The 16,523-nt window shown below is 66.0% G+C and carries 16 protein-coding genes; 15 read left to right on the forward strand and 1 reads right to left on the reverse strand.

The window, feature by feature from the left end; translation table 11 throughout:
- Positions 1-155 precede the first annotated feature (155 nt).
- From ACE3N9_RS14710 to ACE3N9_RS14730, 5 genes are all read left to right on the forward strand, one after another.
- The gene (locus ACE3N9_RS14710; protein ID WP_374284875.1) at positions 156-1,328 is read left to right on the forward strand and encodes an acyl-CoA dehydrogenase family protein; all 1,173 of its coding nucleotides are present in this window, start codon (positions 156-158) and stop codon (positions 1,326-1,328) included.
- 106 nt (positions 1,329-1,434) lie between these two features.
- A complete protein-coding gene (locus ACE3N9_RS14715; protein ID WP_374284877.1) occupies positions 1,435-2,610 on the forward strand; it encodes a trans-acting enoyl reductase family protein in 1,176 nt (391 codons plus the stop codon).
- A gap of 3 nt (positions 2,611-2,613) precedes the next feature.
- Positions 2,614-2,988 carry a nuclear transport factor 2 family protein gene (locus ACE3N9_RS14720; RefSeq protein WP_374284879.1) on the forward strand — a complete coding sequence of 125 codons (375 nt, stop codon included), beginning with the start codon at positions 2,614-2,616 and terminating at the stop codon, positions 2,986-2,988.
- 4 nt (positions 2,989-2,992) lie between these two features.
- On the forward strand, positions 2,993-4,222 hold the full coding sequence (locus ACE3N9_RS14725; protein ID WP_374284881.1) for an MFS transporter: 1,230 nt from the start codon (positions 2,993-2,995) through the stop codon (positions 4,220-4,222).
- The gene (locus ACE3N9_RS14730) at positions 4,219-5,505 is read left to right on the forward strand and encodes an MFS transporter (protein ID WP_374284883.1); all 1,287 of its coding nucleotides are present in this window, start codon (positions 4,219-4,221) and stop codon (positions 5,503-5,505) included. Before ACE3N9_RS14725 ends, ACE3N9_RS14730 begins: the two co-directional genes overlap by 4 nt.
- Here the strand turns inward: ACE3N9_RS14730 and ACE3N9_RS14735 are convergent.
- Positions 5,425-6,060 (reverse strand): TetR/AcrR family transcriptional regulator, encoded by a 636-nt coding sequence (locus ACE3N9_RS14735; RefSeq protein ID WP_374284885.1) that lies wholly within the window; start codon positions 6,058-6,060, stop codon positions 5,425-5,427. The two genes, ACE3N9_RS14730 and ACE3N9_RS14735, sit on opposite strands and share 81 nt — an antisense overlap.
- Before the next feature lie 102 nt (positions 6,061-6,162).
- Between ACE3N9_RS14735 and ACE3N9_RS14740 the strand changes: the two genes are divergently transcribed.
- From ACE3N9_RS14740 to ACE3N9_RS14785, 10 genes are all read left to right on the forward strand, one after another.
- Positions 6,163-7,182 carry a VOC family protein gene (locus tag ACE3N9_RS14740; protein ID WP_374284887.1) on the forward strand — a complete coding sequence of 340 codons (1,020 nt, stop codon included), beginning with the start codon at positions 6,163-6,165 and terminating at the stop codon, positions 7,180-7,182.
- Complete coding sequence (locus ACE3N9_RS14745) at positions 7,179-8,018, forward strand: fumarylacetoacetate hydrolase family protein (protein WP_374284890.1); 840 nt, start codon at positions 7,179-7,181, stop codon at positions 8,016-8,018. Before ACE3N9_RS14740 ends, ACE3N9_RS14745 begins: the two co-directional genes overlap by 4 nt.
- Positions 8,019-8,021: 3 nt before the next feature.
- Positions 8,022-9,482 (forward strand): bifunctional 3-(3-hydroxy-phenyl)propionate/3-hydroxycinnamic acid hydroxylase, encoded by a 1,461-nt coding sequence (locus tag ACE3N9_RS14750; protein WP_374284892.1) that lies wholly within the window; start codon positions 8,022-8,024, stop codon positions 9,480-9,482.
- 619 nt (positions 9,483-10,101) lie between these two features.
- Positions 10,102-10,869, forward strand: a complete 768-nt coding sequence (exbB, locus tag ACE3N9_RS14755) for a tonB-system energizer ExbB (RefSeq protein ID WP_374284894.1) — start codon at positions 10,102-10,104, stop codon at positions 10,867-10,869.
- 4 nt (positions 10,870-10,873) lie between these two features.
- Positions 10,874-11,296 carry a TonB system transport protein ExbD gene (gene exbD / locus ACE3N9_RS14760; RefSeq protein WP_374284896.1) on the forward strand — a complete coding sequence of 141 codons (423 nt, stop codon included), beginning with the start codon at positions 10,874-10,876 and terminating at the stop codon, positions 11,294-11,296.
- The gene (locus ACE3N9_RS14765) at positions 11,293-12,030 is read left to right on the forward strand and encodes an energy transducer TonB (RefSeq protein WP_374284898.1); all 738 of its coding nucleotides are present in this window, start codon (positions 11,293-11,295) and stop codon (positions 12,028-12,030) included. The genes exbD and ACE3N9_RS14765 overlap by 4 nt, the downstream gene beginning before the upstream one ends.
- Positions 12,031-12,119: 89 nt before the next feature.
- Positions 12,120-14,435, forward strand: coding sequence for a TonB-dependent receptor (locus ACE3N9_RS14770; RefSeq protein WP_374284900.1), 2,316 nt, complete (start codon positions 12,120-12,122; stop codon positions 14,433-14,435).
- Positions 14,436-14,495: 60 nt separating this feature from the next.
- Complete coding sequence (locus ACE3N9_RS14775; protein ID WP_374284902.1) at positions 14,496-15,179, forward strand: Fe2+-dependent dioxygenase; 684 nt, start codon at positions 14,496-14,498, stop codon at positions 15,177-15,179.
- Positions 15,176-15,763: a ferric reductase-like transmembrane domain-containing protein gene (locus ACE3N9_RS14780; protein WP_374284904.1), complete on the forward strand. Its 588-nt coding sequence runs from the start codon at positions 15,176-15,178 to the stop codon at positions 15,761-15,763. The genes ACE3N9_RS14775 and ACE3N9_RS14780 overlap by 4 nt, the downstream gene beginning before the upstream one ends.
- A gap of 5 nt (positions 15,764-15,768) precedes the next feature.
- Entirely contained in the window at positions 15,769-16,095 is a 327-nt protein-coding gene (locus ACE3N9_RS14785; RefSeq protein ID WP_374284906.1) for a PepSY domain-containing protein, read from the forward strand.
- Positions 16,096-16,523 lie beyond the last annotated feature (428 nt).

Raw genomic sequence — 16,523 nt, forward strand, 5'->3', positions numbered from 1 at the left:
GTCACCCCGGGCTTGACCCGGGGTCCAGCTGCCTTGTCCGCGCTTGCGGCAATCCGCGACCTGGTTGAAGATAAGCTGGACCCCGGGTCAAGTCCGGCGTGACGGTATATTGATGGCCGGGGCAAACCCTGCCGCAAGCGAGAGGATGATCGCCGATGGAAGCTCCCCTGTTCGACCAATGGCGCGCGCGTTCGCCCTTCTATGACGAAAGCCACGAGGCGGTGTGCGACACGGTGCGCCGCTTCGTCGCCCAGGAAATCACCCCGCACGTCGATGCCTGGGAAGCCGCCGGCGAGCTGCCGCGCGAGTTGCATCGCAAGGCGGCGCAGGCCGGCGTGCTGGCGCTCAACTACCCCGAGGAATTCGGCGGCACCGGCACGGCGTTCAACCTGCTGCACGGCCTGGTCCAGACCGAGGAACTGGCGCGCCCCGGCGCGGGCGGGATCTGCGCCTCGCTGATGACCCACGGGATCGGCCTGCCGCCGATCCTGGCGATGGGCAGCGAGGAAATGAAGCGCCGGATCGCGCCGGCTGTGCTGGCGGGCGAAAAGATCATCTGCCTTGGCATCACCGAACCCGGCGGCGGATCGGACGTTGCCCAGCTCAAGACCCGGGCAGAGCGCAAGGGCGCCAGCTACGTGGTCAACGGCGCGAAGACGCTGATCACTTCGGGCGTGCGGGCGGATTACATCACGCTGGCGGTGCGCACCGGCGGGCCGGGCTTTGGCGGCATCTCGCTGCTGCTGGTGGATCTGGGTAGTCCCGGCGTGTCGCGCACGCCGCTGGCCAAGATGGGCTGGCACGCCAGCGATACCGCGACGATCCATTTCGACGATGTCGAAGTGCCGGCGGACAACCTGATCGGGCCGGAAAACGGCGGCTTTGCCGGGATCATGCGCAATTTCAACGGCGAGCGGCTGGGAATGAGCCAGCAGGCCGCCGCCTTTGCCCGGATCTGCTTCGAGGATGCGCTCGATTGGGCGCGGCACCGCGAAACCTTTGGCCAGCCGCTGATCCGCAACCAGGTGATCCGCCACAAGCTGGCCGACATGCTGCGCCGGATCAACGCGACCCAGGCCTGGATCGACCAGGCCGCCTGGGCCGTGCTGAACGACAAGGCCTTCCCCGGCGACTTCGCGCTGCTCAAGGTGCAGGCCACCCAGACCATGGAATTCTGCGCCCGCGAAGCCTGCCAGATCCTGGGCGGGGCGAGCTTCGTGCGCGGCAGCCGGATCGAGCGGATCTACCGCGAAGTGCGGGTCATGGCGATCGGCGGCGGCAGCGAGGAAATCATGTTCGACCTGGCCAGCCGGCAATACCGGTTCTGATCGCCCAGCCTGCCGTAACGTCAACCAAAACCCGTTCGACATTGCCACCGATCTGTGCAGTTCTTCGCGCAATCGCACCCGGGATTCGGGGCAATGGAGAGCATGCATGACCGCCAAGGCTGATCGTCCGTTCGATATCGTCGTCTATGGCGCCACCGGCTATACCGGGCGGCTGGTGGCCGAATACCTGGCCCATCACTACCAGGGCAAAGGCCCGAAATGGGCCATGGCCGGGCGCAGCGCGGCCAAGCTGGCGCAGGTGCGCGATCTGATCGGCGCGCCGGCCGATACGCCGCTGGCGGTGGCCAATTCCGATGATCCGGCGAGCATGCGGGCGCTGGCCGAAAGCACCCGCGTGGTGGTGACCACGGTGGGCCCGTACCAGCTTTACGGCGAACCGCTGCTGGCGGCCTGCGTCGCGGCCGGAACCGACTATGCCGACCTGTGCGGCGAGCCGGTGTGGATGCGCCAGATGGCCGACAAGTATCACGCCGCCGCCCAGGCCAGCGGCGCGCGGATCGCCTTTTCCAGCGGGTTCGATTCGATCCCGTTCGACCTGGGCGTGCTGATGCTGCAACAGGAAGCCAAGGCCCGCTTCGGCGCTCCCGCGCCGCGCGTGAAAGGCCGCGTGCGGGCGATGCAGGGCAAGTTCTCGGGCGGGACGGCAGCCAGCCTGACCGCCACCATGACCGCGCTGGGCAAGGATCCCTCGCTCGTCCCGATCATGGTCAGCGCCTTCGGCCTGACCCCGGGTTTCGAAGGCCCCGCGCAGCCGCGCGGCGATGCCCCGGAATATGACGAGGCGCTGGGATCGTGGTGCGCGCCGTTCATCATGGCGGTGATCAACACCAAGAACGTCCACCGCACCAACCTGCTGCTGGGCCATCCTTACGGCGCGGACTTCGTCTATGACGAAATGGTCCTGACCGGGCCGGGCGAACAGGGCGAGGCGATTGCCAAACATGTCGCCGCCACCCCGATGATCGGGACCGAGAACGACCCCAAGCCGGGCGAAGGCCCGACCAAGGAAGAACGCGATACCGGCCATTACGACGTGCTGTTCCTGGGCGAATATCCCGATGGCCGCACGATCCGTTACGGGGTCAAGGGCCGCTACGATCCGGGCTATGGCTCGACCAGCCGGATGCTGGCTGAAACTGGTATCGCGCTGCTGGCCTGCCCGGCGGGCGGGGCGATTGCCACGCCGGGCGCGCTGCTCGGCCAAGCGCTGGTCCAGCGCCTGCGCGATCATGCCGAGATCACCTTCGCGGTGGAGGACTGAGCCATGGCCGATCCGGCAGACGTGGTGCGCCAGTTCATCGCCGCCTGGTCGCGGCTGGACGTGGAAGAACTGGTCGGCTGGTTCACCGAGGACGGGATCTATCACAACATGCCGATTGCCCCGGTGCAGGGCCACGCCGCGCTGCGGCAGTTCATCGCCGGCTTTGCGGGCGGCTGGGCGACCACGCAGTGGGACGTGGTGAACCTCGCCGTCAGCGGCAACACGGTCTTTGCCGAACGGGTCGATCGCACCACCACCAGGGACGGCAAGCAGGTCGATCTGCCCTGCTGCGGCGTGTTCGAAGTGCGGGACGGACGGATTGCCGTCTGGCGCGACTATTTCGACATGAACGCCTATATGGCGGGATTGGCGGGCTGACCCGATGAACCGCCAGGCGCCCGCGCTGACGGGCGAATTTCGCGATGGCTGGCGGATCGTGCTGGGCTGCTCGGTCGCGGTGGCAACGGGCGTGGTGCTGCTGTTCTTCACCTTCAGCATGTTCCTGCTGCCGCTGGCGGCGGACCTGGGGGTGACGCGCGGCGAACTGGGCGCGATCCAGGCGCTGATCGTTACTGCCGCGATCGGTTCGCCCGTGGTCGGGCGGCTAAGCGACGTGTTCGGTTTCCGCCCGGTCTATTTTGCCTGCCTTGCCATGGTCGTGCTGATCGAGGTCATGGTGGCGCTGTTCGCTTCCTCCCTGACGCATCTGGCCGTCGCGATTGCCGCAATCGGCTTTTTCGGCGTGGGCTCGACCGCCGTGGTGCTGACCCGGCCGGTCAACGCCCATTTCCGCGAACATCGCGGCACGGCGCTGGGGCTGGTCGCGGTCGGCGCATCGATCACCACCATGATGGTGCCGCCGCTGCTGCAGGCGGTGATGGATCTGCATGGCTGGCGCGGCGGGTTCCTGACGCTGGCGGGGATTTCCGCTTTCGTCGGCGCGCCGGCGGTGGCGCTGCTGCTGCCCGGCGGCGGGCGCGCCGGCAGCGGGATTGGCCGCAAGGCCGCCGCGGCGCAGGCGAGCGACTGGACCTTCCTGCGCGAGCGCGATTTCTGGCTGCTGACCCTGGCGCTGATCACCATGAGCCTGGCGACCGCCGGGGCGATCAGCCAGCTTTCGCCGATGATCCAGGAAGAAGGCGTTGGCCCGGCCACCGGGGCGCTGGCGCTGTCGCTGTTCGCCATGGGGCAGTTTGTTGGCCGGTTGGGCGGAGGCTGGCTGCTTGACCGGTTCGAACCGCGCCGCGTGGCGTTCCTGCTCACGCTGCTGCCCGCAGTGGGCTTTCTGATCCTGTTCGCCACGGCGGGCGCGGTGCCCGCCGCGCTGCTGGCAGCGGCGATCATCGGGCTGCAACAGGGCGCGGAGCTGGACATCTTCGCCTATTTCGTCGCCCGGCGGTTCGATGTGGCGCGCTATGGCACGATCTATGGTGCGCTGGTCGGGCTTGGCTGGATCGGCAATGCCGGCGGGATCGTCGGGATCGGCATGCTGCACGATGCGACGGGCAGCTATACCACGGCCCAGGCGCTGGGCGTCGCCGCGCTGGCGCTGTCGGCGCTGCTGGTGCTGCCGGTGCGCTTGCCGCCGGTGGCCGGGGCGGACCCGGCATGACCGCGCCCGCTGCCGCGGCGTCGCAAAGCGAATGGACCATCGGCTGGCGGATCGTGCTGGCCTGCGCGGTGGCCAACGGCACCGGCATATCGCTGCTGTTCTACTGCTTTTCGATGTTCCTGATCCCGATGTCGGCGGAACTCGGCCTGTCGCGGGCCGATACCGGCTGGGTCCAGTCGCTGATCATTACTGCCGTGCTGGGCGCGCCGCTGATCGGGCGGCTGACCGACCGGCTGGGGTTCCGCCCGGTGTTCACCGCCTGCACTCTGATCCTGGGCGCGGTGGGCCTTGCGCAGGGGCTGTGGGTCAGCGGGCTGGTCTCGCTGGCGCTGACCGTGGCGCTCAGCGGGTTCCTGGGCAGCGGCAGTTCCTCGATCACGCTGACCCAGCCGATCAATGCGCATTTCCGCCACTATCGCGGCCGTGCGCTGGGGCTGGTCGGGATCGGCGTGTCGCTGACCACGATCCTGGTGCCGCCGCCGCTGCAGGCGCTGATTGCCGAACATGGCTGGCGTTCGGGCTTCATCGCTCTCGCCGGGCTGGGCGTGCTGATCGGCCTGCCGGCGGTGCTGCTGCTGATGCCGCGTCTGCCCGCGCGGCCCCGGGTGACGCGCGGTCCCGTCGGGCTGGCGGGTGACTGGTCGTTCCTGAAGGAACGGGATTTCTGGCTGCTGTCGCTCGCCAACATGGCCGCCGCGATCGCCACCAACGGCGCGATCAGCCAGCTGGCGCCGATGATCGTCGAACACGGCCTGTCGCCCGCCACGGCGGCACTGGGGCTGTCCTCGTTCGCGGCGGGGCAGTTCATCGGCAAGCTGGGCGGGGGCTGGCTGCTCGACCGGTTCGAACCGCGCCGGGTGGCGGTGTTGATGACGCTGATTCCGGGCTGCGGGTTCCTGCTGCTGTGGCAGGCCCATGCGGGCCTCGCCGCCGGGGTGCTGATCGCCTCGGGCATGATCGGCGCGCTGAGCGGCGCGGACATCGACATCTACGCCTATTTCACCGCGCGGCGCTTTGGCCTGGCGCGCTATGGCACGGTGTTCGGCGCGCTGCATGGGCTGGGCTGGCTGGGCACGGCAAGCGGGATCGTGCTGTTCAGCGCGATTGCCCATGCCACCGGCAGCTATGGCCCGGCGCAGCTGTTGTCCTGCGGCCTGCTGGTGGTGGCGGCGCTGTTCCTGCTGCCGGTCCGCCTGCCCCCGCTAGGCGAGGAGGCTGGCAGCGGCCCAGGCGGCGGCGCTGCGGGCGCGCTCGTCGGGCACGCCCAGCCCGGCGAGGCCTAGGACCAGCAGGTCCTCGAGCCGGGGGGCGAGCGTGGCCGCGCTCGGCCGCCGCTCCAGCACGTCAAGCATCGCCACCTGGCACAGCCCGAGCCAATAGCGCACCCCGCTCCGCCCCGCTTGCTCGCGCGCCAGGCCGGCGGCGATGATCCCGGCAATGTCGGCGCGGATCCCGGCGTTCAGCGCATGGTCCGCCCCGGTCGACGCTTCCAGCCCGCGCAGCATGACGATTGCGTGGCTGCGTTCGTCCAGCGCAAAGCGCACCGCCTCGCGCATGCCCCCGGCCAGCCGCAGCACCGGGTCGGTGACGTCGGCATTGGCTGCGCCGACCCGCTCCTCCAGCCGCAGCCGCACCGCCTCGCCCAGCGCCTTGGCGAAGCCCGGCTTGTCGGTGAAGTGGTTGAAGAAGCTGCCCTTGGCCACTCCGGCGCGGGCGACGATGTCGTCGATCGCGATGGCGTCGATCGGGCGCTCGGCCAGCAGCTCGAACCCGGCCGCCAGCAGTGCGGCGCGGGTGCGCGCGGCGCGGGGACTGGTCGGGGCGGGCAGGCTGGCCATGGCCTCTCAATAGCGCACTTGACTATTTGGTCAACTGGGGTAACTTGACCAAATAGTCAAATTCGAATCGGCCGGTACAGGTCGAAGCGGGAGAGCATTGGGATGAGCGTGATCTGCGTCGAGGATATCGCCCATGTGCGCTACTCAGCGCCTGATCTGCCCGCGATGTGCAGCTTTCTGCACGACTTCGGCCTTGCTTGCTTCGAACAGGACGGACGGCTCTATGCCAAGGGCACCGATGGCCGCCCCTTCATTCATGTGACCGAGCCGGGACCGGCCAAGTTCCTCGCTTTGGGCCTGCGCGCCGAAACGCTGGCCGACCTCGAAAAGCTTGCCGCGCATGAGGGGGTGGCGGTCGAAGATCTCAATGAACCCGGCGGCGGCGAGATCGTCCGCCTGACCGATCCCGACGGCTACAGCGTCGAAGTGGTCGCGGGACAGTCCAAGGGCGAAACGGCGCTGCCCCCGGCCGATCCGCCCCGCAACACCGTGGCGGCCAAGCCCCGCCAGCGCGCCACCGTGCGGCTCGATCCCGCCCCGGCCCAGGTCCGGCGGATCGGCCACGCGGTGCTCAAAGTGCGCGATTTCCGCCGCTCCGAGCAGTGGTACAAGGAGCGCTTCGGCTTCCTCACCTCGGACGAGGTCGAGGCCGCGCCGGACGTCCCGCTCGGCGCCTTCATGCGCTGCAACCGGGGCGACAAGCTGGCCGATCACCACACCTTGTTCCTGGCCCAGTTGCCCGGCGAACTGGGCATCCTCCACGCCGCTTTCGAAGTCGCCAACCTCGATGACCTGATGCTCGGCCACCAGCACCTCAAGGCGCAAAAGCGCCAGCCCGCCTGGGGTGTGGGCCGTCACATCATGGGCAGCCAGGTGTTCGATTACTGGAAGGACCCGTTCGGCAACGAGCTGGAACACTGGACCGATGGCGACCTGTTCACCGCCGCCGATCCGCCGCAGAAAATGCCGCTCAGCGCGCTGCTCGCCGTGCAATGGGGCGCCCCCAACCCGATGTTCGCGGGCAAGCTGCCGCCGGCGCAGGGCCTCGTCTCGTTCTTCCTCGCTCTCAACCTGCGCATCAAGCGGCTGCTGCGCCGCAATCCCAAGGAGTCCGCCGCATGAAGCTTTGCACCTATACCCTGGATGGCCAGACCCGCACCGGCATCGTCGTCGACGGCCAGGTGATCGACAGCGGCGTGACCGGCACAATGATCGACCTCATTTCCGACTGGGGGGCGCTGAAGCCCCAGCTTGAAGCCCGCGCCGCGGCCGGGGGCGGCGTGCCGCTCGCCTCGGTCAAGCTGGAAGCGCCAGTGATGCGCCCCGGCAAGATCTTCGCGATCGGGCTCAACTACGCCGACCATATCGAGGAATCGAAGATGGGCACGCCCGAACGGCAGGTGTGGTTCACCAAGGCGCAGACCAGCGTCAACGGCCCCTACGATCCGATCCTGATCGCCAAGGGCACCATGACCAACGACTACGAGGCCGAAATGGTCGCCGTGATCGGCAAACGCGCCAAGCATGTCAGCGCGGCCGATGCGCCCGGCTACGTTGCGGGTTACTGCGTCGGCAACGATGCCACCGAACGCCTGACCCAGCACGCCACGCCGCAGTGGTCGCTGGGCAAGAGCTTCGATACCCACGCCCCGATGGGCCCTTGGCTGACCACTGCGGACGAGATCGGCGATCCGCACCGCCTGGGTATCCGCTGCTTCGTCAATGGCGAGAAGCGGCAGGATTCGAACACGAAACACCTGGTGTTCAACCTGTGGCAGCAGATCGAGCACCTCTCGGCCGCGATGACGCTGGAACCTGGTGACGTGATCTTCACCGGCACCCCGGGCGGGATCGGCGCGGCGATGGACCCGCGCCGGTTCCTCCAGCCCGGCGATGTCGTGCGGATCGAGATCGACGAGCTCGGCCATATCGAAGGCACCATGCAGGCCGAGGCGTGAGCCATGCGGGAGCATGACTGCGACGTCCTGATCGTTGGCGGCGGTCCGACCGGCATAACCCTGGCGCTGCTCCTGGCTCGGCGCGGGGTACGGGTGATCGTGGCGGAAAAGGAAGCGGACATCTATCCGCTGCCCCGCGCCGCCCACCTCGATCACGAAATCATCCGCATCCTGCAGGAATGCGGCGTCGCGGACGAAGTGATGGCGACCAGCCGCCACACCGCGCGCTATGATTTCCTGACCGCCGATGGCCAGATCCTGCTGCGCTTCGAAGGCACCGACCGGATCGGACCGGGCGGCTGGCCGAGCGCCAACATGATCCACCAGCCCAGCGTCGAAGCCGCCCTGCGCCGCGAGCTGGCAAGCTTTGCCAATGCGCAGCTGCTTAGCGCCTGCGAATGCCTCTCGTTCAGCGAGGATGCGGAAGGAATAACCGCGCGCCTGGCGGCACCGGACGGCGAGCGCACCATCCGCGCCCGCTATCTCGTCGGCGCCGACGGCGCGCGCAGCCCGGTGCGGCATGCCGCCGGCATCGCAATGGACGATCTCGGCTTCGAGGAGCCATGGCTGGTGATCGACACCCAAGTGCTCGATTACGCCCGCCTGCCCGATTGCAACCTGCAAATCTGCGATCCGGCACGGCCGACCACCTGCGTGCTGATGGGCGAAGGCCGGCACCGCTGGGAATTCATGATCCTGCCGGGCGAGGATGCCGATCAGCTCGCCTGCGACGATTCGATCGCCCGGCTGCTGGAGCCGTGGGACGTCGCCGGCGCGGTCACGCTTGAGCGCAAGGCCGTCTACACCTTCCGCGCCCGCATTGCCCACCAGTGGCGCAAGGGCCGGGTGCTGCTGGCCGGCGATGCCGCGCACCAGACCCCGCCCTTCGCCGGGCAGGGCATGGGCTCGGGCCTGCGCGATGCGGCGAACATCGCCTGGAAACTGGACGCCGTGCTGCGGCACGGTGCGGGCGATGCGCTGCTCGACACCTACCAGAGCGAGCGCGAGCCGAACCTGCGGGCGATGATCCAGATGGCCGTGATGATGGGCCAGACGGTCTGCATCACCGATCCCGCCGCCGCCGCCGCCCGCGACGTCCAGATGCTGGCCGCCCGCGCCGCCGGCCACTCACCAGACGGCGCGGTCGAATATCCGCCGATTTCGAGCGGGACGATCCTGGCCGGCAGCGCGGGCGCGGGCAGCTACTTCCCCCAACCCGTGACAGCCGCCGCGCGGCTGGATGACGTGCTGGGCAGCGGCCACTGGCTGATCACCCGAGCATCGCTTGACCAACCGAACCTTGCCCCGTTCCGCCCGGCGCTGGAGCAATGGCTGGACGCCCACCACGCCCCCGCCGTGCTGGTCCGCCCCGACCGCTATGTGTTCGGCACGGGCCAGCCTGATGAACTCGAAGCGGCGTGGGTGAAGGGAAGCGAGAAAACAGGGCATTGCTCTGATATATAATGGTTGTTTTAATGCCTGGGCCTTGGCGTAGACCCCAGTATAGCCCCCTGCGGCGTTAGATGCCTGTCGAAATCCTGGGATTCACCGAGACAATTCCAGGCAACATTGTCCGGCAAGTCGGACAGACCGGAGCGGCGACTTAAGGGCCACTAAATCGGTTGGCGGCCATTTAGACAAGTCAGCGCTAACGGTGGCTGTCGACCAACTCACGCCGTTTCGCAGCAGGCGCTTGAAAGTCCGCCCTCGCCGAAACCTGTCGTTGGCACATGTCTGAGCATGTGGGCAGAAGCGCTAACAACGCCGGCATTCGCCCTATTCGCGACGCGGTCGAAAGCGGCCTTTCTACCGACGGCTCCCAGGTCGAGCACAATGGAGCCGGAAGGCAATCATGTGCGCTGCCGAGCGCCTCAGCCTGATTCGTGATGCAGCTGAACTGCCGGCTGACCCTTGCGGGCCTGCTGGGGGCAATCTGATGGGGTGCCTTTCGCACGCAACACAGCCCATAACTTGATCCAGATCAAAGATGCTAATGAGAAGGAATTGCAATAAGACGGAGTTTCTGCGAATGGCTTGCGGGTAAGTTGCGATTGATTCGCAAAATGCTGAAAGGGGTTTTCGGGTGATCGGCAAGATGCGGATAATTGGGCTTCTCACCGGTTGTGGTATCGCAGTTTGCCTGCCGGCAAGTGCCATGGCGCAAGCGCCTGCCGTTCCAGCGAACCTGTCGGTCGGCGGGATGTTCATGGCGGCCGACTGGATCGTGAAGCTGGTCATGATCGGCCTGCTGATCGCCTCGTTCGTCACCTGGACCGTGTTTGTCGCCAAGGTTCTGGAGCTACGCAAGGCGACGGCGAACCAGCGGGCCGTTCATGATGGCGTGACTGCCTTGCGCTCGCTGGGCGATGTCGGGGCCAATCCCGCAGTTGCCGGCTCCCCTCTGGTCCGCGAGGCGATCGAGGAGTTGAACCTCTCGGCAGACGCGCTCAGCGATGCCGATGGTATCAAGGAGCGGGTGGTCTCCCGCTTTGAACGGCATGAGGCCGCCGAAGCCCGGCGCATGACGCGCGGCGTGAATGTGCTCGCCACTATCGGCGCGACCGCACCTTTCGTTGGCCTATTCGGCACGGTCTGGGGGATCATGAACAGCTTCATCGGCATTGCCGAGAAGCAGACCACCAACCTTGCAGTCGTCGCGCCCGGCATCGCCGAAGCCTTGCTCGCGACCGCGCTGGGGCTGGTCGCTGCTATCCCATCGGTGGTCATCTACAACCATTTCAGCCGGCAGATCGCCGCCCACCGGGCGCTGGTCTCCGATACGGCAGCGGCCATCCTGCGCCTTGTTTCGCGCGATCTCAGCCGCGGCACGACCAGCATCGGCAGGAACTGAGACAATGGCGATCCAGCTTCGCGACAGCAGCGACGACCTGCCGGTCAACCATGAGATCAACGTCACACCGTTCATCGACGTAATGCTGGTGCTGCTGATCATCTTCATGGTCGCCGCTCCGCTTGCGACAGTCGATGTGAAGGTCGATCTGCCGGTGTCCACCGCGCAGCCCGCGCCCAAGCCGGACAAGCCGGTGTTCCTGTCGATCCAGGCAGACGGACGCATGCTGGTGGGCGAACGCGAAGTGACAGCGGCAACTCTGGGCCAGGCGGTCGAGGCAGCAACTGCCGGAAACCGTGAACAGCGGGTGTTCCTGCGGGCCGACAAGGCAATCACCTATGACACGATCATGCAAGCCATGAACGGCCTGCGCGCGTCGGGATACCTGCACGTCGCACTGGTCGGGGCAGAGGGCGCCGGTCAATGAGCGCGATGGCGATCAACGCCCCGGACCAGCGGAACTGGACGATCGCCGGGCTGGTGGCGTTTGCCGCCCATGTCGGGGTGGCGGGCCTGGTACTGGCATGGTCCCGCCCAGCCGTGCCGCCTGTGCCCGAGCCTGTCGTTCTCGTTGAACTTCCACCTCAGGCCGCTGCAGCGCCGGCAGCCGTGGCGGAGCAAGCGGTGGAGCAGACCCAGCCCGAGATCACACCGCAAAAGCCGGAAACACCGCCGATCGACATTCCGCCGGTGCGTGCGCCCTTGCCAAGTAACCCGGTAACTTTGCCGCCGCCTCCGACACCTCAGCCCGTGCGGGCCACGGCGCCGTCGGCTGCGGTTGCCCCAGCCAATCCGGTTGCTATCGCTCCCGCTGGTACGGGAACCGGAGTAAGCGCCACACCGGGGAACAATCCGCGTGCTAAGCGTCAGGAGGCGGATTATTTCGCGCTGGTCAGCGCTCATCTCAATCGCCGCAAGGTCTATCCGGCACAGGCACGCCAGGCCCGACAACAGGGCGTCGTGACGGTCCGTTTCACCGTGGATCGCAACGGCAACGTATCAGGCGTTTCTATCAAGCGCAGCAGCGGTCACGAGTTGCTCGAGAGCGCCACGCTGGAGCTTTTGCAGCGGGTCGCTCCGCTCCCGCGCATGCCAGGCTCCATGCAGCGCGACAACGTCACCCTGTCACTTCCCATCGATTACTCGCTTCGAACCAGTTGAAAGAAAGGTAGTTTCCCATGAGGAATAGCAAGAGCGCAATTCTGCGCCCTGTCAGTCTGCGTCAGAAGCGCGCTGGCCTGGCCCTCGGCATGAGCGCGGCGCTTCTGGCTGGTCCGGCGCTGGCCCAGTCGGCAGAACCGGAAGAGGTCGAACTCGAAACCCTGCGGATCGAGGACAAGGCGGCGGATATCAATCCCTACACCCAGAAGGGCGCGCCCTATAAGGCCCGCGTGTCCGGCGACCCGCGCCGGGTGAAGCCGCTGGCTGAAACGCCCGCCACCATCCAGGTGCTGACCGCTACCCAGATCGAGGAATCCGGCGAAGCGGACCTGCGCGACGTGCTCGACGGGGTGCCGGGCGTCACGGTCGGCACCGGTGAAAACGGCAATGCCTTTGGCGATCGCTATATCATCCGCGGGCAGGAAGTGCGCTCGGACGTGTTTGTCGATGGCCTGCGCGATCCCGGCATGACTACGCGTGAAAGCTTCGCGGTCGAGCAGATCGAAGTGACGAAGGGACCAAGTTCCAGCTTTGGCGGGCGCGGCACCACCGGCGGTGCGGTCAACTCGATCACCAAGCAGGCCAGCACCGACTACAATTTCAACCGCGTCGACCTTGGCGTCGGCACCGACAACTACTGGCGCGGCACGCTCGATTCCAACTGGCGGATTTCCGATGACGTCGCGGTCCGGGCCAACCTGCTCTACACCTCGGAAGACGTGCCAAACCGCCAGCCGTCTGATCGTGAGCGCTGGGGCGGCGCACTGTCGGCTTCGCTGCGCCTGAGCGACAGCGTGCGCGTGCTGCTCGACTACTATCACCTTACGGCCACCGACATGCCAGACCTTGGCGGCTATGTCCCGGCACCGACCGGCACGGCGGGCAATGTCACCATACATGGCCCGTGGAACGACGTACCCGCCTATGCCCAGAAGGGCGATTTTCTGAAATCCGAAGTCGATACCTTCACCGCGCGGGTGTTCATCGAACCGTTCGAAGGCTTCCGGATCATCAACTCTACCCGCTATGGCATGACGAGCAACGGCTATGTTGTCACCGGCCTGCGCGGCGGCGCCTATGATGCCGGGACCGGATCTTATGCTCCGCTCACGCTCAGCAGCCACCAAGGCTGGCAGGACGTCGATTACTTCGTCAACCAGCTCAACGTGTTTGGCGAGTTAAACACCGGCTCGGTCAAGCATTCGCTGATTGCCGGTGCCGAATACTCCGACCTCAAGGTGGTGAACGGGGTTTACCAGCTCACCAACAACGGTGCGTTCAACTGTCGCGCGTCCGGCACCGGCGTGTTCAACGCCTATTGCCTGACCGTTGCCGGCGCGGACCGGACGCTGGTTTCCGGCGACATCAACGATATCCTGGGGCGGTCCATTACCAAGGGCAATTGGGACAGCGACTGGCGGGTGAAGACTATGTCGCTCTACCTGATGGACACGATCGATATCACCCCATGGCTGACGCTGCATGGCGGAGTGCGCATGGATTCCTTCACCTACAGCAACGTCATCCAGAACGCGGCCACGCTGGTCCAGACGCCCTACCGCTACAGCGACAAGCTGTGGAATGGCCATGCCGGCCTTGTCCTCAAGCCGCACGAGGAAGGCATCGTCTATGCCACCTGGGGCACATCGAAGGAAATCAACGGCGGCGAATCCGACCTTGGCAGCAACTGCGGCTATGGCGGCATCTGCATCGTCAATGGCGTGGCCGATGTGGGCGATGGCGCGCCGGAAAGCGCCACGAACGTTGAAATCGGCACGAAGTGGGACCTGTTCGATGATCGCCTGCTGGTTCAGGCTGCCGTATTCCAGTTGACCAAGGACGATGTCTTCGAATCCGGTTCGGCTGGCAGCTATTCCACGTTCGGCTCGCTCAACACCGGCAAGCACCGCATCCGGGGGATCGAACTTGGGCTGGTCGGCAACATCACCGAAAAGCTGAGCGGGCAGATCGCGGCGACCTTCATGGAATCCGAAATCCTCAAGACCAATCAGCAGCCTCCGGCGAGTGCCCCGGTCGGATCGACCCTGGTCGGCAAGCGCCTGTCCAATTTCGCCAACACTGCCTTCTCGGCACAGTTGCGTTACCAGGCTACCGAAGCCTTCAGTTTCGGCGGCACCGCGACTTACAAGAGCGCGATGTACACTGGCCAGCCGGACAGCCCGGCCGCCTATGACTTCACGCTCGATGTGAACCGCTACAAGGTCCCGTCCTACTGGGTGTTCGATGCCTTCGTGAACTACAAGTTCAACGAGAGCATCTCGGCCCGACTGAACGTCAACAACGTCGGCAACAAGGACTATTACCTTGCCGGTTATCAGAGCGGTCATTTCCTTTACAAGGGCGATGAGCGCCGGGCAACGCTGACCCTGACGGGACGGTTCTGATGCCAGGCCGGGGGGCGGCCACCGCCCCCCGACTTACAGCCAACCCTTGCGGAAAGTCCCATGCTGACAGTTATCGAGAATGTCCTCAGTGCCGAGGAAGTGCGCCAGTTCCGGGAAAAGCTGGCCGGAGCCGATTGGCATGATGGGGCCACAACGGCGGGCACGCGCTCGGTCGCGGTCAAGCAGAACCTGCAGCTTGATCGCCGCGATCCGCTGGCGGTCGATCTGGGCAACACGATCCTGCGCAAGCTGGGGCATAACCCGCTGTTCGTCTCGGCCGCGCTGGCCGAGAAGATCTGGCCGCCAGTGTTCAATTGCTATCAGGATGGCGGGCATTACGGCACCCATTCCGACGCCGCGCTGATGCGCCTGCCGGAGGCCAACCTGACCATTCGCAGCGATCTTTCGGCCACTGTCTTTCTGTCCGATCCGGAGGACTACGACGGCGGCGAACTGGTCATCGAGGAGCAGTTCGGCAGCCAGGCGGTCAAGCTCGCCGCCGGGGACATGGTGCTCTATCCCTCCTCGAGCCTGCACCAGGTTACCCCGGTGACGCGGGGGCAACGCATCTGTGCGATCATGTGGATGCAGAGCGCGGTCGCCGAGACATCGGCGCGCGCCCTGCTGTTCGATCTCGACCAGTCGATCCAGTCGCTGTCGGCCGGGCGGGCGAAGGACGATGAAGACATCGACCGGCTGATCCATGTCTATCACAACCTGCTGCGGCGCTGGGCGCAGCCGTGACCGGGCGCTTCACCCGGCCGTTATTCTGGTTTGCGCTGGCCTTGCCGGCACTGCTGATCATCGCGGATTTCGCCCGCGGCGCGGTGCTGGCGATGGACCTGCTGCACCCCACAGGCGAACTGTCCGTGCGGCTGATGATCGCCGCCATGCTGGCGGGGCCGCTTGCCGGCGTGTTCGGTCCCAACCGCTTTTTCCGGGGTTGGCTGGCGATCCGTCGCAACCTCGGGGTGGCCGCCTTCGGCTATGGCCTGCTGCACCTCGTATTCTATCTTGTCGACATGGGGATGGTGGCGGCCATCGTCGGCGAACTTGCCCTGCCTTCCATCTGGACTGGCTGGCTGGCGCTGGCGCTCATGGCCGTGCCTGCGGCAATCAGCTTCGACGGCGCGATGCGAACGATGGGCCGCTACAAATGGAAGACGGCACAGCGCCTGGTTTATCCCTGTCTGCTGCTGGCCCTGGCACACTGGCTGCTGCTCGACTGGAAGTGGCAGCCCGCACTGGTTCACCTCGCCCCTTTGATTTTTGCCTGGCTTGCCCTGCTTGTCATCCGCCGCAGGAACCCGGTCCCCGAAAGGAACTAAGGCTCATGAAAAAATCTCGTGCCGCGCTCCTGGCAGTACTGCCATTGCTTTCCTTCCTTGCCGCGCCCGCTGCCCATGCCGATGGTAACGTGCGCTGCAATGCCGGCCCGCGCGAAGCCTGGAAGCCTATCTCAGACTTGCGCAAGAAGGCCTGGATGGAAGGTTGGACGGTGCAGAAGACGCAGATCGAAGGCGACTGCTACGAAGTCTATGCCCGCACCGAAAGCGGGCAGGCGATCGAGGCTTTCTTCCACCCGGTCACCCTGCAGAAGCTGGTCGTCTATCGTCGGGGTCGTGAGATATACCGGGCCCCAGGGTTCAGCCCGCGGTGATGGGGCTCGCAGTGCTCATGTACAACCGTTTTCCCGCGCAGCTTGCGCAACAGCAAGGACCTGCCGTTCGGACACCGGCATTACACCTATGATATGATCGATAGAGCGCCTGCGGCGCGCGGGGCTCAGAAGTTTCCCCGTTTGGTCAAAGCCACGGGATGCCTGCCTCTCCGGGGGTATAAACCCCCAAGCGTGGGGGCATCGACTTAGCCGGTTTGCATAAACCCCCAATCATACCCCCAGAGGCTGGTGGTTGAATGCAAACGCGGGTGAACGCTTGCGGCCTGATAACCGCTAAACATGGTCTGAGCCCGTGGATTTCCTCCAGGTTTGAGTAGAGTCCGGCCCGTGAAGGAGTTGGATGGATATGAAGCGGAGCAGGTTCAGCGAGGAGCAGATCATCGCGGTGTTGAAGGAGCAGGAGGCCG

Origin of the sequence: Novosphingobium sp. (assembly GCF_041905565.1) — a bacterium.
GTDB lineage: Bacteria > Pseudomonadota > Alphaproteobacteria > Sphingomonadales > Sphingomonadaceae > Novosphingobium.

Excerpts from the sequence above, each read along its gene's own strand:
- ACE3N9_RS14745 (WP_374284890.1), top strand. The coding sequence starts at position 7,179 with ATGAAGCTTTGCACCTATACCCTGGATGGCCAGACCCGCACCGGCATC.
- ACE3N9_RS14720 (WP_374284879.1), top strand. The coding sequence starts at position 2,614 with ATGGCCGATCCGGCAGACGTGGTGCGCCAGTTCATCGCCGCCTGGTCG.
- ACE3N9_RS14730 (WP_374284883.1), top strand. The coding sequence starts at position 4,219 with ATGACCGCGCCCGCTGCCGCGGCGTCGCAAAGCGAATGGACCATCGGC.
- exbD (WP_374284896.1), top strand. The coding sequence starts at position 10,874 with ATGGCGATCCAGCTTCGCGACAGCAGCGACGACCTGCCGGTCAACCAT.
- ACE3N9_RS14775 (WP_374284902.1), top strand. The coding sequence starts at position 14,496 with ATGCTGACAGTTATCGAGAATGTCCTCAGTGCCGAGGAAGTGCGCCAG.
- ACE3N9_RS14785 (WP_374284906.1), top strand. The coding sequence starts at position 15,769 with ATGAAAAAATCTCGTGCCGCGCTCCTGGCAGTACTGCCATTGCTTTCC.
- ACE3N9_RS14725 (WP_374284881.1), top strand. The coding sequence starts at position 2,993 with ATGAACCGCCAGGCGCCCGCGCTGACGGGCGAATTTCGCGATGGCTGG.
- ACE3N9_RS14765 (WP_374284898.1), top strand. The coding sequence starts at position 11,293 with ATGAGCGCGATGGCGATCAACGCCCCGGACCAGCGGAACTGGACGATC.
- ACE3N9_RS14735 (WP_374284885.1), bottom strand. The coding sequence starts at position 6,060 with ATGGCCAGCCTGCCCGCCCCGACCAGTCCCCGCGCCGCGCGCACCCGC.
- ACE3N9_RS14740 (WP_374284887.1), top strand. The coding sequence starts at position 6,163 with ATGAGCGTGATCTGCGTCGAGGATATCGCCCATGTGCGCTACTCAGCG.
- ACE3N9_RS14750 (WP_374284892.1), top strand. The coding sequence starts at position 8,022 with ATGCGGGAGCATGACTGCGACGTCCTGATCGTTGGCGGCGGTCCGACC.
- ACE3N9_RS14715 (WP_374284877.1), top strand. The coding sequence starts at position 1,435 with ATGACCGCCAAGGCTGATCGTCCGTTCGATATCGTCGTCTATGGCGCC.
- ACE3N9_RS14770 (WP_374284900.1), top strand. The coding sequence starts at position 12,120 with ATGAGCGCGGCGCTTCTGGCTGGTCCGGCGCTGGCCCAGTCGGCAGAA.
- ACE3N9_RS14710 (WP_374284875.1), top strand. The coding sequence starts at position 156 with ATGGAAGCTCCCCTGTTCGACCAATGGCGCGCGCGTTCGCCCTTCTAT.